The sequence below is a fragment of the Phenylobacterium sp. genome (assembly GCF_004799395.1).
In the GTDB taxonomy this organism is placed as follows: Bacteria; Pseudomonadota; Alphaproteobacteria; order Caulobacterales; family Caulobacteraceae; genus Phenylobacterium.
Genome location: NZ_SSMZ01000270.1, coordinates 1 through 17,290 on the forward strand (window position 1 = coordinate 1; position 17,290 = coordinate 17,290).

Annotated in this window: 18 protein-coding genes; 7 read left to right on the forward strand and 11 right to left on the reverse strand. The window is 67.2% G+C overall.

Going from position 1 to position 17,290, the window contains the following annotated elements:
* Positions 1-954, forward strand: a 954-nt coding sequence (locus E8A12_RS17250) for an acetyl-CoA C-acyltransferase (RefSeq protein WP_293371075.1), incomplete at its 5' end; no start/stop codon positions are given.
* A 9-nt stretch (positions 955-963) separates the two neighbouring features.
* Here E8A12_RS17250 and E8A12_RS17255 read toward each other — a convergent pair.
* The 5 genes from E8A12_RS17255 to E8A12_RS17275 all read right to left on the reverse strand — a co-directional run bounded on the left by E8A12_RS17255 (position 964) and on the right by E8A12_RS17275 (position 6,339).
* On the reverse strand, positions 964-2,319 hold the full coding sequence (locus E8A12_RS17255) for an MFS transporter (protein ID WP_293371077.1): 1,356 nt from the start codon (positions 2,317-2,319) through the stop codon (positions 964-966).
* Positions 2,316-3,641, reverse strand: a complete 1,326-nt coding sequence (locus E8A12_RS17260; RefSeq protein WP_293371079.1) for an MFS transporter — start codon at positions 3,639-3,641, stop codon at positions 2,316-2,318. Before E8A12_RS17260 ends, E8A12_RS17255 begins: the two co-directional genes overlap by 4 nt.
* 206 nt (positions 3,642-3,847) lie before the next feature.
* Positions 3,848-4,441, reverse strand: coding sequence for a DUF3501 family protein (locus tag E8A12_RS17265; protein ID WP_293371081.1), 594 nt, complete (start codon positions 4,439-4,441; stop codon positions 3,848-3,850).
* A gap of 13 nt (positions 4,442-4,454) precedes the next feature.
* Entirely contained in the window at positions 4,455-5,843 is a 1,389-nt protein-coding gene (locus E8A12_RS17270) for a heterodisulfide reductase-related iron-sulfur binding cluster (protein ID WP_293371083.1), read from the reverse strand.
* Between the two features lie 79 nt (positions 5,844-5,922).
* The gene (locus E8A12_RS17275) at positions 5,923-6,339 is read right to left on the reverse strand and encodes a rubrerythrin family protein (protein WP_293371084.1); all 417 of its coding nucleotides are present in this window, start codon (positions 6,337-6,339) and stop codon (positions 5,923-5,925) included.
* 183 nt (positions 6,340-6,522) lie between these two features.
* On the opposite strand from E8A12_RS17275, the gene E8A12_RS17280 reads away from it, so the two are divergent.
* Together E8A12_RS17280 and E8A12_RS17285 are read left to right on the forward strand one after the other, a co-directional pair.
* A complete protein-coding gene (locus E8A12_RS17280) occupies positions 6,523-6,726 on the forward strand; it encodes a hypothetical protein (protein WP_293371086.1) in 204 nt (67 codons plus the stop codon).
* 101 nt (positions 6,727-6,827) lie between these two features.
* Positions 6,828-8,063: an acyl-CoA dehydrogenase family protein gene (locus E8A12_RS17285; RefSeq protein WP_293371088.1), complete on the forward strand. Its 1,236-nt coding sequence runs from the start codon at positions 6,828-6,830 to the stop codon at positions 8,061-8,063.
* Between the two features lie 74 nt (positions 8,064-8,137).
* Here the strand turns inward: E8A12_RS17285 and E8A12_RS17290 are convergent, their stop codons facing one another.
* The 4 genes from E8A12_RS17290 to E8A12_RS17305 form a co-directional block, all read right to left on the reverse strand.
* Entirely contained in the window at positions 8,138-8,797 is a 660-nt protein-coding gene (locus E8A12_RS17290; protein WP_293371090.1) for a YceI family protein, read from the reverse strand.
* Between the two features lie 103 nt (positions 8,798-8,900).
* On the reverse strand, positions 8,901-9,965 hold the full coding sequence (locus E8A12_RS17295) for an SO2930 family diheme c-type cytochrome (protein WP_293371092.1): 1,065 nt from the start codon (positions 9,963-9,965) through the stop codon (positions 8,901-8,903).
* Positions 9,962-11,182, reverse strand: a complete 1,221-nt coding sequence (locus tag E8A12_RS17300; protein WP_293371094.1) for a parallel beta-helix domain-containing protein — start codon at positions 11,180-11,182, stop codon at positions 9,962-9,964. Before E8A12_RS17300 ends, E8A12_RS17295 begins: the two co-directional genes overlap by 4 nt.
* 87 nt (positions 11,183-11,269) lie before the next feature.
* Positions 11,270-11,866 (reverse strand): alpha-ketoglutarate-dependent dioxygenase AlkB, encoded by a 597-nt coding sequence (locus tag E8A12_RS17305; protein WP_293371096.1) that lies wholly within the window; start codon positions 11,864-11,866, stop codon positions 11,270-11,272.
* A gap of 86 nt (positions 11,867-11,952) precedes the next feature.
* On the opposite strand from E8A12_RS17305, the gene E8A12_RS17310 reads away from it, so the two are divergent.
* Positions 11,953-12,696 (forward strand): DUF6065 family protein, encoded by a 744-nt coding sequence (locus tag E8A12_RS17310; protein ID WP_293371098.1) that lies wholly within the window; start codon positions 11,953-11,955, stop codon positions 12,694-12,696.
* On the opposite strand, the gene E8A12_RS17315 is transcribed toward E8A12_RS17310, so the two are convergent.
* A complete protein-coding gene (locus E8A12_RS17315; protein ID WP_293371100.1) occupies positions 12,693-13,472 on the reverse strand; it encodes an alpha/beta fold hydrolase in 780 nt (259 codons plus the stop codon). The two genes, E8A12_RS17310 and E8A12_RS17315, sit on opposite strands and share 4 nt — an antisense overlap.
* A complete protein-coding gene (locus tag E8A12_RS17320; RefSeq protein WP_293371102.1) occupies positions 13,469-14,752 on the reverse strand; it encodes an LLM class flavin-dependent oxidoreductase in 1,284 nt (427 codons plus the stop codon). The genes E8A12_RS17315 and E8A12_RS17320 overlap by 4 nt, the downstream gene beginning before the upstream one ends.
* 92 nt (positions 14,753-14,844) lie before the next feature.
* Between E8A12_RS17320 and E8A12_RS17325 the strand changes: the two genes are divergently transcribed.
* From E8A12_RS17325 to E8A12_RS17335, 3 genes are all read left to right on the forward strand, one after another.
* A complete protein-coding gene (locus tag E8A12_RS17325) occupies positions 14,845-15,219 on the forward strand; it encodes a hypothetical protein (RefSeq protein WP_293371104.1) in 375 nt (124 codons plus the stop codon).
* Between the two features lie 104 nt (positions 15,220-15,323).
* Positions 15,324-15,596, forward strand: a complete 273-nt coding sequence (locus E8A12_RS17330; RefSeq protein ID WP_293371106.1) for an usg protein — start codon at positions 15,324-15,326, stop codon at positions 15,594-15,596.
* Positions 15,597-15,661: 65 nt separating this feature from the next.
* Positions 15,662-17,266, forward strand: coding sequence for a peptide ABC transporter substrate-binding protein (locus tag E8A12_RS17335; protein WP_293371108.1), 1,605 nt, complete (start codon positions 15,662-15,664; stop codon positions 17,264-17,266).
* Positions 17,267-17,290 lie beyond the last annotated feature (24 nt).

Here is a 17,290-nt window from a genome sequence, read left to right on the forward strand (position 1 = left end):
ACCATCGACCGCCAGTGTTCGTCTGGCCTGATGGGCGTGGCGACGGCGGCCAAATACATCATCAACGACGGAGCTCCGATCGCCATCGGCGCCGGCATCGAGTCGATCAGCCTCGTGCAGAACGGCCACATCAACGGCTTCATGGCCGTCGACCCATGGCTGAAGGAGAACGTGCCGGAGCTCGGCACCTCGATGATCGAGACCGCCGAAATCGTCGCCGAACGCTACGGCGTCAGCCGCGAGGCGCAGGACGAGTACGCTCTGCAATCGCAACAGCGCACCGCCCAGGCGCAGTCGGAAGGACGCTTCGACCGCGAAATCGCGCCGATGACCACGGTCATGAAGGTGCTGGTCAACAAGGAGACCGGCGAGACCGCCGACAAGGAGATCACCATCTCCGCCGACGAGGGCAACCGCCCGCAGACCACGCTGGCCGACCTGCAGAAGCTGGCGCCCGTGTTCAAGGGCGGCCGCTATGTGCAGGAAGGCAAGTTCGTCACCGCCGGCAACGCCTCGCAGCTGTCCGACGGCGCCGCGGCCGTGGTGCTGATGGAACGCAAGGAAGCCGAGAAGCGCGGTCTGGAGGCGCTGGGCGCCTATCGCGGCATGGCGGTGGCCGGCTGCGGCCCGGAAGAGATGGGCATCGGTCCGGTGTTCGCGATCCCGAAGCTCTTGGAACGCAACGGCCTGACCATCGACGACATCGACATCTGGGAGCTGAACGAGGCGTTCGCGAGCCAGGTGCTCTATTGCCGCGACAAGCTGGGCATCGACCCGGCGAAGTACAATGTCTCCGGCGGCTCGATCTCCATCGGCCACCCCTACGGCATGACCGGCGCCCGCTGCACCGCGCACCTGCTGTATGAGGGCAAGCGCCGCAAGGCCAAGTACGGCGTCGTCACCATGTGCATCGGCGGCGGCATGGGCGCTGCGGGACTGTTCGAGATCTTCTAGGCCTGGGTTCTAGGCAGAAGCTGGAAGGGCCGTCCGCGAGGGCGGCCCTTTTTGCTGGGCGGGATCGGCGTCGAGCTGGGCGAAGGTCAGGCCGGCGGTCTCCCGCGCCACCAGGGCGCAGATCAGGCTGATGACGCAGGTGGCCGCCAGATAGACCGAGATCGGCACGGTCGATCGAAATTCCTTGTAGAGCAGGACCGAGATGATCGGCGCCCAGGAACCGCCGACGATGGTGGTGACCTGGTAGCAGAGCGAGGCGCCGGAATAGCGGATGCGCGTGGGGAATAACTCGGCGATGAAGGCGCCCTGCGGCCCGTTCATGGCGCTGTGCAGCAGCATGGCGACCACCAGGTCGGCGGCGATCAGCCCTGGCTGGCGCGTCGCCAGGATCGGGTAGTAGGCGAACGCCCAGAGCGCCAGGCCGCCCGCCCCGAAGGCGTAGACGCGCCGGCGTCCCACCCGGTCCGACAGCGCCGACCACAGCGGCATGGTGGTGAAAGCGACGAAGGCTCCGGCCAGCATACCGCCCAGCGCCAGCCCGCGCGGCACGCCAAGGATCTCGGTCAGGTAGGTCAGGCCGAAGGTGGTCATCAGGTAGTAGGAGACGTTCTCCCCGAACTTCAGGCCGCCGCCGATCGCCACCTGCCAGGGCCGCGTCTTGAGCGTCTCGATGACGGGCGCGGCGTGGGCGTCTTGCGCGTCCGTGACGGCCGCGCGGAACACCGGGCTCTCGGTCAGGGTCGCCCGCGCCCACCAGCCGATGCCGATCAAGACCGCCGACAACAGGAACGGGATGCGCCAGCCCCAGGCCAGGAAGTCGTGCGGGCTGAGCAGCGCCGCCGCCAGGGCCAGAATGCCGGTCGCCAGGAAATTCCCGACGCTGCCGCCGGCCTGGGTCAGGCCGCCCCAGAGGCCGCGGTGCTTGTCCTCGCCGTACTCCACCGCCATCAGCATGGCGCCGCCCCATTCTCCGCCCAGGCCGAAGCCCTGGACCAGGCGAAGCGCGATCAGCATCCCCGGCGCCCACAGGCCCACCTGGTTGAAGGTCGGCAGGAGGCCGATGAGGAAGGTCGTGCCGCCCATGATGAACAGGCTGAGGATCAGCAGCAGCTTCCTGCCGATCCGGTCGCCGTAGTGGCCGAAGACGATGCCGCCCAGTGGCCGCGCGGCAAAGCCCACCGCATAGGTGGCGAAGGCCAGGAGCGTGCCGGTCAGCGGGTCCGACTTGGGGAAGAAGACCTTGTTGAACACCAGGGCCGCGGCGGTGCCGTAGAGCAGGAAATCGTACCATTCCACGGTGGTGCCGATGGCGCTGGCGAACACGGCCTTCCGCCGCATTGCGGGTGTAAGGGCGGTGGGGCTCATGCAGGGGGCGTTTCGGCGTCGATCTGGGCGAAGGTCATGCCCTTGGTCTCGCGCGCCCTGAGCGCCGAAAAGGCGCTGATCGCGCCGGCGATCGCCAGGTAGATGGCGATCGGGACCGCTGAATGGGTGGCCTTCAACAGCGCCAGCGCGATGATCGGCGCCAGCGAGCCCGCGAAGATGGAGGTGAACTGATAGGCGAGCGACGCCCCGGAATAGCGCATCCGCGTCGGGAACAGCTCAGCGATGAACGCCGCCTGCGGCCCGTACATCGCCCCGTGCAGCACCAGGCCCACGATCACCGCGATCAGGACGTTAGGCGTCAGCCCGGTGTCGATCAGCCGGAAGAAGGCGAAGCCCCAAATGGCCATGCCCGCCGCGCCCACGAAATAGACCGGCCGCCGTCCGATCCTGTCCGACAGCCAGGCGAAGATCGGGATCGCGCAGCACTCCACCGCCGCGCCGGCCAGCATGGCGTTCAGCGCAAAGCTCCGGCTCAGGTGCGCAGTGTCGGTCATGTAGCTGATCGAGAAGGTGGTGATCAGGTAGAAGGAAATATTCTCAGCCACCCGCAGACCCATGCCGATCAGGATGCCGCCCGGTCGGCGCTGGATCGCCTCGAGCATTGGCGCCTTGGGCGGCGCGCCGGCGTCGTCGAGGGCCTTCTGGAACAGCGGGCTCTCGGCCAAGGTGACGCGCACCCAGTAGCCGATCACCACCAGCACCGCCGACAACAGGAACGGCACGCGCCAGCCCCAGGCCAGGAAGTCGTGCTCACTCTGCACCGCCGACATCACCGCCAGCACCGCGGCGGCCAGCAGGTTGCCGGCCGGCACGCCCGCCTGCGGCCAGCCGGCCCAGAAGCCGCGCCGCTTGGCGTCGCCGAACTCGCAGACCATCAGGACCGCGCCGCCCCACTCGCCGCCGACAGCGAAGCCCTGTACCAGGCGCAGCAGCACCAGGCCCAGGGGTGCGAAGAGGCCGATCTGCACGAAGGTCGGCAGAAGGCCGATCAGGAAGGTCGAGCCGCCCATCATGATCAGGCTCAGCATCAGGAGCTGCTTGCGGCCGATCCGGTCGCCGAAGTGGCCGAACACCAGCCCGCCCAGCGGCCGCGCCACGAAGCCCAGCGCATAGGTGGCGAAGGCCAGCATGGTCCCGGTCAGGGGGTCGGCCTTGGGGAAGAACAGCCTGCCGAACACCAGGGCCGAGGCGGTGCCGTAGAGGAAGAAATCGTACCACTCGATGGTGGTGCCGATCATGCTGGCGAGGATGACTTTGCGCAGACCCGATGGGCTCGCCGTCGCGGCGGTCGTCGTACTCAAGCTCGCGCCCTCCCGAAACGGCCCGCTCTGGCGGCGGGTTTATCTGGGTGCAGATGACCGCGAACTCGGCAGGGTGGCAACCGGCTATCCTAAACCCGCTCATCCGCGCGAAAGCGGGGACCCGTTCGGGCCATCCGATTGAGCAATGGCGCGAGAGTTGTCCCGACCCCGGCTTGGGTCCCCGCTTTCGCGGGGACGAGCGGAGACTAGGCGAAATCCTTGGCCAGTTCCGCGCGAGTGGCGGGCGCCAGGCCGGCCAGGTGGCTGTAGCCCTCGTGGCCGCAGCCGATCAGGATCTGGGTCGCCGGATCGCGGAAGCGGGCAATCTGCTCGGGCGTCAGCGGGAACCGCAGGAAGTGCACCGAGGAGGTCTTGCCGTCCTCGCGCGTGCGCTCGACATCGCCCTCCGGCACGCCCGGCGCCTTCTCGTCGCCGACCTGGATGAAGAACGTGTCCTCGATCCCGCCCAGTCGGGCCAGGGTCTGCTCGCGGCGGACCTCGTCGACGATCTCGAACATCACCGTGGCGACCAGTTCCGCACCTTGAGGGATCAGCGGGTTGTAGGCGGCTAGTTCGTCGGGGACCTGTTCGGCGCCGCCCTTCTCGGTGAGCAGCATCTCCTGCACCTGGAACAGCATGGTGTCGTAGGATTCGAAGATCACCGTGCAGATCGGACCGAGCGCGACCCGGCGCAGGCGCTTGACCGGCAGGAGCGCGGCGCGGCGTTCGCGGCGCTCCTTGGCGTATTCGGCGTCGGGGATCAGGTCGGCGGGGGTGATCTGTCGGGCGCTGGCGGGCACGGGTCTGGCTCCCTCAGAAGGCGCCGTAGGCGCGGGCGAAGATCTCGATGGGGTGGGCTTGTCGTGGCGCGGCGTGGGCTTCGGCCTTGGTCTCGGCGCTGAGCAGCTGGCCCAGGTGTTTGCAGGCCAGCGGGCAGTCCGAGCAGAGCGTCTCGGTCTCCTTGCTGGCGATCTGCCGGGCGGCCGGGCGCCCCACCTTGTTGGCGACCTGGTGCGTGGCCTTCATCACCCCGAAGGTGCCCCCGTGCCCGGAGCAGCGCTCGACCAGCTCCACGCGGGTGTGGGGGATGAGGCGCAGCATCTCGGCGGACTTGGCGCCCATGTTCTGGGCCCGGGCGTGGCAGGCGTGGTGCAGGGTGATCCCGCCCTCCACGGGCGCCAGGCCCTCGGTCAGGCCGTAGGCTTTCTGCAGCTCGACGACATATTCGCAGATGTCCTTGGTCGCCGCCGAGAGCGCCACGACGTCCTTGTTCGACGGCTCGATCAGCGGCCACTCGAACTTCATCATCAGGCCGCAGGAGGCGGTCAGCGCCACCACGTCATAGCCCTCGGCGATCAGCGGAGCGAAGGCCCTGGACACCCGCTCGGCGCGGCCGGCCACGTCCTTCAGGTCGCCACCCTCCAGCTGCGGCATGCCGCAGCATTCCGGATAGACCAGCTTCACTTCGCAGCCCTGCAGGGCCAGCACGCGGGCGGCGGCGACCGCCGTGTCCGGCTCGTTGTAGTCGACGAAGCAGGTCGCATAGAGCGCCACCTTGCGCTGGCCGAAGGCCGGGCCGTCAGGGTTCGGCGCCAGGGGGCCCTTGAGTCGGTCCGTGGCGGTCTTTGAATGATAAGTCGGCAGTTCCGCCTCGGCGTCGATCTGGGCGATCGCCTCGAGCAGCTTGCGCAGCGGCGTGTTCTTGCGCGCGCTCATGGCGTTGACGACGCCGGCGAAGGGTTTGGCGAGTTTGCCGTTGCGGTCGGTGCGGCCCAGCTGGTCGCGGACGAACTCGCGGTGGCCGGCCCGGCGCTTGGCGGCGCGATAGCGCAGGATCAGGTGCGGGATGTCGATGTCGAAGGGGTGCGGCGGGACATATGGGCACTTGGTCAGGAAGCACATGTCGCAGAGCGTGCAGGCCTCATCGACCTTGGCGTAGTCGCTCTTCGCAACACTATCGAGCTCGCCGGTCTTGCTCTCGTCGATCAGGTCGAACAGCCGCGGGAAGCTGTCACACAGATTGAAGCAGCGGCGGCAGGTGTGGCAGACGTCGAACTGCCGCTCCATCTCCGCTTCGACCTTCGCCAGGTCGTAATAGGCCTCGTCCTGCCAGGCGATCGGATGACGGAACGGCGCGTCAAGGCTGCCCTCCCGCGGCGGCCCGCCGGCTTCTGCCGTGGGGGACTTGCCGTCTTCGCTCACGTGATGACCTGTCGCGTTGAAGGGTCAGCGGCGGCCCCGAGGGACCGCCGCCGCAGGAACGCCTTGCGGCGCCGATGGATCAGTCCAGGGTGTCGAGGGCGCGCTGGAAGCGTCCGGCGTGGGACTTCTCGGCCTTGGCCAGGGTTTCGAACCAGTCGGCGATCTCGTCGAAGCTCTCCTCGCGGGCGGTGCGCGCCATGCCCGGATACATGTCGGTGTATTCGTGGGTTTCGCCGGCGATGGCGGCCTTCAGGTTCAGCGAGGTGCCGCCGATCGGCAGGCCGGTGGCGGGGTCGCCGACGGCTTCCATGAATTCCAGGTGCCCGTGCGCGTGACCGGTCTCGCCTTCGGCGGTGGAGCGGAACACGGCGGCGACGTCGTTGTAGCCTTCCACGTCGGCCTTCTGGGCGAAGTAGAGGTAGCGGCGGTTGGCCTGGCTCTCGCCCGCGAAGGCGGCCTTGAGGTTTTCGAGGGTCTTGCTGCTGGCGAGGCTCATCGTCGTCTCCCTTGATGGCGGTCCGCCGGCCGGCGCCGGCGGCGAGGTGCTTCCAATGCCGCACTATGGCCCTCGAGGACAATAGAGCTAATCGTTTATTTCTATTGAGAAGATAGAGACGATCTATCCGGAACCGCGAGCCCCGGCCTGGGTTACCGCCTTCAGAGGCAGAGGAGCTCGGCCATGACCGACAAGTCGCAGATCCAGGGCGAGGGTAACTACGATGCGGCCCGCAAGTTCGACAAGGAAGAGCAGGCCTTTGTGAAGAAGGGCGGCATCGAGCAGAAGGCCAAGGAAGCCGAGGCCGCATTGGATGGGCCGGAAGGCGCCGACCTGGAGCGCGCCCGCAAGGAGGCCGACGAGCGCGGCCACATGGGCGAGCGCTAAGCGCGCCAGCTTTTTGCGGCGGCGGGCCATCTTACGCTTGCCGCCGGGCCGTGGCCGACCCTTAGCTGGCGCCAAACAACGCCAGGAATGAGGGAAACGCCATGTCCATTGACTTCGAGATCCCGCCGGACGCCAAGGCCGTGCGCGAGCGCGTGCGCCAATGGGTGCACGACGAATGCATCCCCGCCGAGAAGTTGGTGGTGGACAAGGACAGCTACAAGACCGTCCTGGCGGAGCTGCGCGGCAAGGCCCGCGCCCAGGGCCTGTGGCTGCCCTTCGTGCCGAAGGAGCACGGCGGCATGGGCCTGGGCCCGTTGGCCAATGCGCTCGTCCAGATGGAGCTCGGCGAAAGCCACCTGGGCGCGCTGTCGATGAACAGCCAGGGGCCGGACGACGCCACGATCCTGACCCTGCTGGCGCACGGCACCGACTACCAGAAGGAGAAGTTCCTAAAGCCGCTGCTGAACGGCGAAAAGCGCGTCTGCTACTCGATGACCGAGAAGGCCTCCGGCGCCGACGCCACGGGGATGCAGACCCGCGCGGTCAAGGACGGCAACGAGAACTACATCCTGAACGGCGAGAAGTGGTTCTCATCGGCCGCCAGCGCCGCGGACCTGGCGCTGGTCATGGCCATGACCGACCCGGACGCCCCGCGCCACCAGCGTTATTCCACCTTCATCGTCGAGCTTCCGGACCCCGGCTATAAGATCAAGCGCGACATCCCGACCATGGCGCTGGAAGGCCCGCTCAGCCACATCATGGGCGGCGGCCACGCCGAGATCGAGATCAACGACCTGAAGGTGCCGGCGGAGAACCTGCTGGGCGGCGAGGGCAACGGCTTCAACATGGGCCAGCACCGCCTGGCCTACGGGCGCCTGCGCCACGGCATGCACAATGTCGCCCTGGCGCAGCGGGCCCTGGACATGGCCGCGGCGCGGATCACCGACCGCAAGACCTTCGGGTCCCTGCTCTCCGACCGCCAGGCCGTCCAGTTCATGATGGCCGAGTGCGCAACCCAGCTCTACATCTCGCGCCTGATGCTGCTGCACATCGCCTACAAGGCGGAGAAGGGCCTGGACCTTCGGCAGGAGAACTCCATCGCCAAGGTCTACCTCGCCCACATGGTCCACCACGTGGTCGACACCGCCATCCAGCTGCACGGCGCCTTGGGCTACAGCCGCGATACGCCGCTCGCCGCCTGGTACACCCACATCCGCTCGCAGCGGCTGGTCGACGGCCCCGACGAGGTCCACCGCTGGACCGTCGGCCGCAATGTCATCAAGGCCTTCCAGAAGGACGGGACGACGGCGGCCGCGGCCGGGGGCGACCTCCTGTAGCCCCAGCAAAAAGGGCCGCCCGGAGGGGGAGCGGCCCTTTCGCCTCATCGAGACCTCTTGGGGGAGGAGCGCTCTCAGGCGGCGGGCACCGCCTTGAACTCGGCCTCGATGGTGAGGGTGACCTTGTCGCTGATCGCCGGGACGTAGGACTTGATGCCGAAGTCCGAGCGAACGATCTCGGCCGTGCCGGCGAAGCCCAGCGAGTACTTCTTGTCGAGCGGATTGACGCCGCCCTGGTTGAACACCGCATGCACCACCACCGGCTTGGTGACGCCGTGCAGGGTGAGTTCGCCGGCGATGTCAGCGGTCTTCTCGCCGGTCTGGGTGACCTTGCTGGCCTTGAAGGTCGCTGTCGGGAACGCCGTCACATCCAGGAAGTCCTTGGACTTGAGGTGGGTGTCGAGCGCGGCGTTCAGCGTGCCCAGCGAATTGGCGTCGACCGTCACGTCCAGCGCTGTGGCGCCCAACGCCTTGGGGTCGACCTTCAGGGTCGCGTCCACATGGCTGAACTGGCCGATGTAGGTGGAAAAGCCGAAGTGGGTCACCGACCAGGTGATCTTGCTGTGGTTCGGATCGATCTTGTAGCTGCCGGCCTGGACGGCGGCGGGCGAGGTGGTGAACTGCGCCTGGGCGGCGCCGGCGGCGGAGAACACCAGCACGGCCGCGGCGACGGCGGCGGTCTTGTAGAGGTTGCGCACGATGCGGGCCTTCCGGTTGGAATGGGCGAATGACAAGCACGATCGGTCCCCAACCGCGCACAGCAGAGGTAACCCAGCGTCAGTCGAATGATAATCAGCCGACCTGGCCCAAGACTCTTTCCGATCCGGAAATTCTGGATCAGCGGGCCTGCATCTTGGCGATGTAGTCGCGCACCAGGACGAGGCCCTCGTCATGGACCACGGAGCGGCCCAGCTCCGGCATCATCACGCCGGGCTCGGTGGAGGCCATCCGGTAGGCGATGATCGAGGCGTCGGGGCGCCCAGGGACCAGGTCGGTCTCCAGCTCGCCGGAGCCCTTGCCCGCCGCTACGGGCCGCTTGCCGACCCCGAATTTGACCGGCCGCGCCTCTTCCAGGTTGAGGAACAGGCCGGTGTTCGACGCTTCGCCGCGCGGGTTGTGGCAATGGCCGCAGTTGCCGTCGAGGTAGGCCCGGGCGCGGGCGGCCAGGGGCTCGCGGGGATCATCCCACACGGCGGTGCGCGGCGCCTTGTCGGGCGTCGGCGCGCCGATCAGCAGGCCGGTGCGCGTCCAATGCACGAGCTGGTTCTCCCGGCCGTCCGGATAGGCGAAGTCGCCATTCAGGTTGCGCGCCTTCACCCCGATCGGCGCAATGCGACCGGAGAGCGCGTGGCACTCCTTGCACTGGTTCTGGTTTGGCACGTGGTAGTCGACCTGACGGCTTTGGCCATGGACGTCGATGAAGCTGACCTGGAGTCGCGCGCCGGCCCGTTTCAGCCGCGCCTCGGTGCGGTCGTCGTTCCAGACATAGGTGAGCGCCACCCAGCCTGAGCGGCGATGGATCAACAGGCGCGTCTCGATCAGCCGGACCTTCTCGCCCGGGCGGCGCAGGTCGAAGGGGTAGGCGAAGGTCTTCACCAGGGTCGCGCCCACCGGCAGGTCCAGCGCCCCGGTTGGCCGGTAGGTCGCGTGGGTTCCCGGCGGCAGGTAGAGGAAGCGCGACTTTTCGGCGTAGTCGCTGAACAAGGGCGTGTTGAGCGCGTAGGGCGTCACCCGCGCGTTCGGATGGACAGCGTCCTCGTCGGTGAACAGCCGGTAGGTGCTCAGCGTCGGCGCCGGCGTCGCAGACATCAAGGCCGCCTGGTTGACCGGCCCGCAGATCAGCGGCGCGGGCGCGGCGCCCAGGCAGAGCACCGCCGCGAGCGCGGCGAGCAGGGTCCTCATAGGGCGGCTTGCGCCTTGGGCAGGACGACGGCTTTCGGCTCGGCTATGGCCCCGTCGTCGATCGTCGGCGTCACCTGCGGCTTGGCGCTGAAGACGTTGCCGGGCGCGGAGAAGTGCAGGTTGGCGACCGGCCCGTCGGTGAAGTGCACGCGGACCGCCACCGGGCCGCTCATGCCCTTGGGGGTGAAGTTGGTCACCCCGTCCCAGACCACGGGCGGAATGGTCCCGCCCATGGCCTTGGCGATGACGTCTCCGCCGGGAAACTGTGGCGCCCAGCCATTCTTGCCGATCCTGTTGTCGTGTACGGCGATATCGCGAGGCAGCGGGTTGTAGGTCAGGTCGTCATAGGCCTGGGTGTAGCTGACGATCATCACCGCGGCGGTCTGGTTCTGGTCGATCTCGTTGTCGAAGACGTGGATGTCGCGGTTGGCCATCACCATCACGCCGGTGCCGGTGGGCACGTCGCCGACGATGGCTCCTTTCTTGGCGAAGTTCTGGGTGTCGTTCTGGATGACCCGGTTGTGGAACACGCGCGTGGAGTGGCCGCCCATCTGCGGCAGGTTCGGCAGGTCGAAGACCAGGATGCCGCCGGCGTTGTGGGTCGCAAGGTTGTCATGGACGTCGGCGTTCATCGAGTTCTCGATCTCGATGCCGGCCACGTTGAACTGGGCCTCGCTGTTCTTCACGACGATGTTCTTCGATTGGCCGACATAGATGCCAGCGTCCGACGCTCCCTTCACCACCACCTGGTCGATCAGCACGTTGGTCGAGGCCACGGGATAGACGCCATAGGCGCCGTTGGTGGACTTCGGCCCCGCCGTCCATTCGACGCGCAGGTTCTTGAAGGTGATCTGGTCGACGCCCTTGGACTTGATCCCGTCGCCCTTGCAGTTCTCGACGCCCAGGTCGCGGACGGTCACGCGGTTGGAGGTGATCAGGAAGCCTTCGCCGGAGCTCTTCTGGCCGTCGAAGGAGAGGATCGTCGCCGCGGGGCCCGCGCCCTTCACCGTCACCCCCGCCACGTCCAGCGACAGCCCGTCGGTCAACTCATAGCGGCCGGCGGCGATCATCACCGTGTCGCCGGGCTTGGCGTCGAGCAGGGCGGTCTGGATCTTCTCCTGGGCGTCGCCGCCCGGGGTTACGGTCAGGACCTTGGCCCCAGCCTGGCCGGCCAGAAGCGCGGCCGTTGCGACAGTGGCAGTCAGCAAAGCTTTCATGCAGGTCCTCCCGAAGTCACCGGCATCATGACGCGCCGTTCAACTTTGTATGGCCCCGTCTCCTAGCGGCAATCAAGCCGCCGCTCGTCAGCCTTGCGGCGCCTCGGCGCGGAAGTTGCGGAAGGTGATTGAGTAGCGATGAGCCTTCACCGGCGGGATCGAATGCTCCCAGGCGGTGCGCGCCTCGCCGGTCATGGCGTAGATCGAGCGGGGCTCGAGCTGGACCGCGGTCCGCTCGAACCTGTCGCCGACGGCGTGGCGCAGGCGGAAGTTGCAGGGCGCCAGCAGCGAGATACCCACCACCTTCTCGAACATCGGCCGGTCTCTGTGCCAGCCGATCGGCGCGCCGGGCAGGTATTCGTTCAAGAGGCACTGTTGGAGGTCCTCCGCCTTCAGGTCGACGAAGGCGGCGGCGCGTTCGCGGACGCCCAGGAGTTCCGCCGGCATGTCGTCGGCGCGGATCAGGTGGCTTCGGGTGAAGTCGTACTTCCAGCCAAAGGAGACCACTCGCCGCTTGCCCTCATAGCCGCGGAACTGGAAAGCCTCGAAGGGCAGCGTCGCCAGCCAGGCGGCAAGGCGCGCCTGCTCCTCCGGCGACAGGAACTCCGGCCGATAGGCGAACCCTGAAGGCAGGGTTGGCGCAGGCTTGAGGTCGAACAGGGTGGGCTGAAGTGCGGCGGCCATGTCTTTCCCATGTAGTGCGCCAGGACGGGCATCGGGAGCCTTCCGCCACCCCTTGCCACGAGGCTCCGCATCCGGCGTGATGGGCCATGCAGCTTGAGTGCTTCACCGTCGGCGACGATCCGCCGAGGCTCGTGCCCGGCGAGCCGGACCGGCCGTGGATGGACGCCTTCGGCGGTCGCACGCCCTATCGCTGCCTGCCGCTCACCATGGCCAACACCTCCGGCTGGCAGATGCTCTGCCCCTTCAGCTTCACTGCCGAGTGGAACGGCGGCGACGCGACCGGCGACATCGCGATCGTTCCCGATGCGCCAGGGGTCGAGACCGGAAACTTCGTGGTGTCGCACTTCGCCTATGGAACGCTCACCTTCTACCCCGGCTACCTGTTCCGTACGCCGCCCGGCTGGGCGCTGGCGGTGTCAGGGCCGCCCAACCACATCAAGCACGGCATCCAGGCCCTGGACGGCCTGGTGGAGACCGACTGGCTGCCGTTTCCTTTCACGATGAACTGGCTCTTCACTGCGCCCGGCCGCGTACGCTTCGAGAAGGACGAGCCCTTCTGTTTCATCCAGGTGGTCGCGCACGGCCCGGTCGATGCGATCGTCCCGGTGGTCCGCGGGCTCGACTCCGAGCCGGAGCTGAAGGCGCAATTCGAGGCCTGGTCGACCTCCCGCGGCGAGTTCAACCGCAAGCTCAACGAAGGCGATCCGCAGACGCTCAAGGAGTCCTGGCAGCGACACTATTTCCGCGGCGCTCCCCCCGAGCGCGGCGGCCCAGCCCCGGCGAGCCACATCAACAAACGCCGGCTGAAGAGCCCGAAGGCGGAGGGCTAGTCCAGTCCCCCGATTGCCTGAACGACCGCCGCGGTCTTTTCGACGATCACCATGTGACCGGCCTCGGGGATCGACACCAGCTGGCTGCCGGCGATGCCTTTCTTGAAGGCATGGGCGTAGGTGGGCGCGATCATCCGGTCGTTGTCGCCCCAGACGATCACGGTCTTGGCCTTGATCCGGTAGAGGCGCTGATGGAGCCCACGTTCTGGAATCGGGAATAGGATGCGGCCGGCCATGCCGAGCTGACGGGCGTTGGTCACCAGATAGGCCTGCAAGAAGGCCGGGTCCTCGACATTGCGCCCGGCGGTCAGGATGGCTGCGCCGGCCGCGGCGTCGTGGAACAGCAGTTGCGGCATCTCGAAGGGGAGCGTCGAGAACATGTCGACCACCGGATGGTCGTCGTCCCAGAGACCGGCCGGGGCGATCAGCGCAAGGCGCGTCAGGTCGTTGGGGGCGATGGCGGCCATCTCCGCGGCGATCATCCCGCCCATGGAGTGGCCCACCAGGATCGGATCCTTGCACCCCAGCGCCTCGATCACGTCCCAGGTATGCAGGGTGAAATCCAGCATGTCGCGGATCTCGGGGGCTTCTTCGCTATCACCATAGCCGGGGATCAGCGGGGCATAGACGTGGTGTTTGGCGGCCAGCGCGTTGAGGAACGGGTCCTCGGCGGTGAGGCCCCCCGCGCCGTGCAGGAAAACGAGGTCGGGACCCAAGCCGCCTTCGAAGTAGCGGACCGGGACGTGGCGGGTCAGGACGGTCTTGAGCTCAATCATTCCCCGGCCTCCAGGGCGTAGGTCTTGCGAAGGTCGGCGGCTGTGGGCGCCTCCTTTGGCAGGCGGCCCGCGGTCACCCGCTTGTCTAGCGGCGCAGTCCAGAAGCGGTTGTCGTCGTCCCAGTCGGGGAACATCCCGCGCAGTTTGGGCATCACCTTCTCGGCGAACAGCTTGGTGGAATACATGCACTTGTCGGCCGGCATGTTCCCGACATGCATCAGGCAGAAGATGTTGCCGACGTTGAGGCCCTTGATCAGGTCCTCCATGCGCTGGCGGACCGTCTCCGGGGAGCCGGCGATCACGTGGCCCTGCTCGGTCAGCTCCTTCCAGGTGAGCTGCGCATAGCCGCCGCGCGGCGGGGCGTATTGGCTGAGCGCGCCGGTCTGGATGGTCTTGATGGTCCGGTAGCCCGGCGCGTCGGCGAAGCCCGGATAGACGTGCAGGCAGCGGTTGTAGAAATAGCTGACGTGCTCGGAATAGAGCCGCTCAGCCTCTTCGTCGGTGTCGGCGACCAGAATCGTCTGGGCGAAGCCGGCGCGATAGGGGCTCTTGTCGACGCCCCGCTCCTCCACCCGCTTCCAGTAGCCGCTCATCAGCGCCTGGGCCCGCAGGTAGCCGGAGAAGCTGAGGTAGGAGTAGCTGTAGGTGTTGTCGATGCAGAAGTCGTAGGTCTCCACCGACCCGCCGCCGGGAATGTGCACCGGCGGATGCGGCTGCTGGATTGGACGCGGCCAAATGTTGACGTGCCGGAGCTTGTTGTAGCGGCCGTTCCAGGCGAAGGGCTCCCGCGTCGTCCAGGCCTTCATGATCAGGTCGTGGGCTTCCTGGTACTTCTCCCGCGTCAGGCTGGGGATCTGGCCGTAGCAGTAGTTGGTGTCCATGGAGGTCCCGACCGGGAACCCGGCCACCAGCCGCCCTCCCGAGATGCAGTCCAGCATGGCGAACTCCTCGGCCACGCGGATCGGGGGATTGTAGAGGGCGATGGAGTTGCCCAGCACCACGATGGCCGCGTCCTTGGTGCGGCGCGCCAGGCCGGCCGCGATGATGTTTGGGCTGGGCATGATGCCGTAGCCGTTCTGGTGGTGCTCGTTCACCCCCACGCCGTCGAACCCCAGGGTGTCGGCATATTCGAGGAGGTCCATGTAGGTGTTGTAGACCTCGTGGCTCTTGGCCGGGTCGAACAGCTTCTGGTCGATATCCACCCAGACCGAGCGGTTCTTCTCCCGGAAGTCGTCCGGCAGATAGGGCCAAGGCATCAGGTTGAACCAGGTGAACTTCATGGCCTGCGTCCTCCAGCGCCGCCTCTCGCGGGCGGTCAGGTGAACGACGATAAGCCTTCCGGCCCGGGCGCCAACCGGGGAATATGAGCCCTATGGCGGACCCGACCCGTTTCTACGCCGGCTGGTTGGTCGATCCCGACGGGCGGGCGGCCCTGCTGGCGCGCGTCCCGCCGCGCTACGCCGTCGTGGTGGCCCATCACGTGACGCTGAAGTTCGGCGACGTGGCGGCCGTGCCGCCGGCCGCGACGGTGGGCGAGATCGTCGGCGAGGCGGACGATGGCGCCGGCGTCCAGGTGCTGGTGGTGGCCATCGAGGGCAGTCCGGCGCGGCCGGACGGCGGGACCTTCCATATCACCTGGTCGTTGGCGCCGGGCCGCGAGGCGCGGGAGAGCAACGACGTCATCGCGTTGCGAGGTTGGACGCCGATCTCCGCGCCAATCCCGGTGCGGCTGATCCCCAAGGCCTAAGCAGCAGTCCCGCTTGATGAGTGCTAAGCTGCTGGTTTTTCGGAACCTTTTCTCCGAATCATGCTTACGCTTGATGCGTGTAGAGAGTGTTTCGGAGTGCTCGCATGCAAGCGTCGCCGGAGTTCCGCAAACAGATGGAAGGCTATGGCCTCACCACCGCCGAGATCGTCTATCGCCTGCCCGATCACCCGGTCCTGCTGCAGAGCTACCTCTGGCAGGACTACGACCTCTTCCCGGACTTCCCGGTGCTGAAGGGGTTTCTCGATTTCTGGATCCGCACCCTGGACGGGCCGCTGTTCAAGGTGACGGTCGGCCACTGCCGGCTGATCAAGCCCGCCGAACTGCGCGCCCTGGATGGCGAATTCCGGCTGCACTGACCCGGCTCGACATTTGCCGGGACGCAAGGGACTGATGGCGGCTGGACCTAAGGAGTCGCCGCTCTTTGCGCACGCCGTTGTCGCTCCTCGTCATCGCCGCGGCGCTGGGGCTCTTGGGCTGTCAGGGCAAGGTCCAGCGGCCGGCCTGCCCGGCCGGCCAGGTCTGCCTGGAATACGGCAACGAGACCGAGCCGCTGACGCTCGATCCGCAGACCGCCAACCTGATCACCGAGGGCCGGATCCTCGGCGACTTGATGGTGGGGCTAACCACCGAGACCGCGGACGGCTCGCCCCAACCCGGCGTGGCGCAATCCTGGACCACCAGCGCCGACGGCCTGACCTGGACCTTTAAGTTGCGCGACGCCAAGTGGTCGGACGGAGTCCCGCTGACCGCCGACGACTTCGTCTATTCGTACCGCCGGATCCTCGATCCGAAGACCGCCTCGATCTACGCCTACCTGGTCACCCTGTTGAAGAACGGCCAGGCGGTGAACGACGGCAAGGCGCTGCTGTCGGCGGTGGGCGCCCGGGCGATCGACGCCCATACGCTCGAACTGACCCTGGAGCATCCGGCGCCTTACCTGCCGGAACTCCTGATGCACCAGAGCTTCTATCCGGTGCCTCGCCATGTCGTGGAGCGGTTCGGCGACCGATGGGTGACGCCGGGAACCTACGTCTCCGATGGCCCCTATACGCTCGCCGCCTGGCGGCTCGGTGACTATGTGCGGCTGGCCAAGAATCCGCAGTTCTTCGACGCCGCCCACGTCTGCGTCGACCGCATCAACTACTACCCGACGTCGGACGTGGTCTCCGCCGAGCGGCGCGTGCAGCGCGGCGAGCTCGACATCAACACCACCTTCCAGTCCAACCGCCTGCAGCACATCCAGACGGTCATGCCAGGCTATGCCCGCCCGGCCCTGGTGCTGGCCACCTATTACCTGTCGTTCAACACCCGCGACGTGAAGCCCCTGCAGGATCTGCGCGTCCGCCGGGCGTTGTCGGAAGCCATCGACCGCGACTTCATGACCGCGAAGCTGCAGCGCGCCGGTCAGCAGCCCGCCTACAGCTTCGTGCCGCCTGGCGTTCACAACTATGCCTATGGCGCCGCAGCGCGGTGGTCGGGCGAACCGCTGGCCCAGCGACAGGCCGAGGCCAAGGCGTTGCTCGCCCAGGCGGGATTCACGCCCGCCCATCCGTTGAAGCTGGAAATGAAGGTGGCCAACGCCAGCGAGACCCTGCTGATGAGCGAGGCGATCCAGGCCGACTGGCGCGCGGTCGGCGTGGAGGCGACCATCGTCCAGAACGAGGGGCAGATCGCGTTCGCCGCCTATCGCGATCGGGATTTCCAGGTGGGCTACATGAGCTGGTACGCAGACTTCAACGACCCGATGACCTTCCTGGGCCTCCTGAAGTCCGACACAGGGGCGCAGAACTACGGCGACTACAAGAACCCGGCCTATGACGCCCTGCTGCTGGAGGCCGATCACGAAGCCGACGCCGGCCGGCGCGCCCAGATCCTCAAGCGCGCCGAACAGCGGATGCTGGATGACGAGGGCCTGGTTCCGGTGGGCTTCAATGTCAGCCGCAGCCTAGTCAACCCGCGGGTCACCGGCTGGGTCGACAATCCGCTGAACAACCACCGCGCGCGTTGGCTCTGCGTCAGGCGCTAGGGTCTAGTCGCGCCATTCCCAATG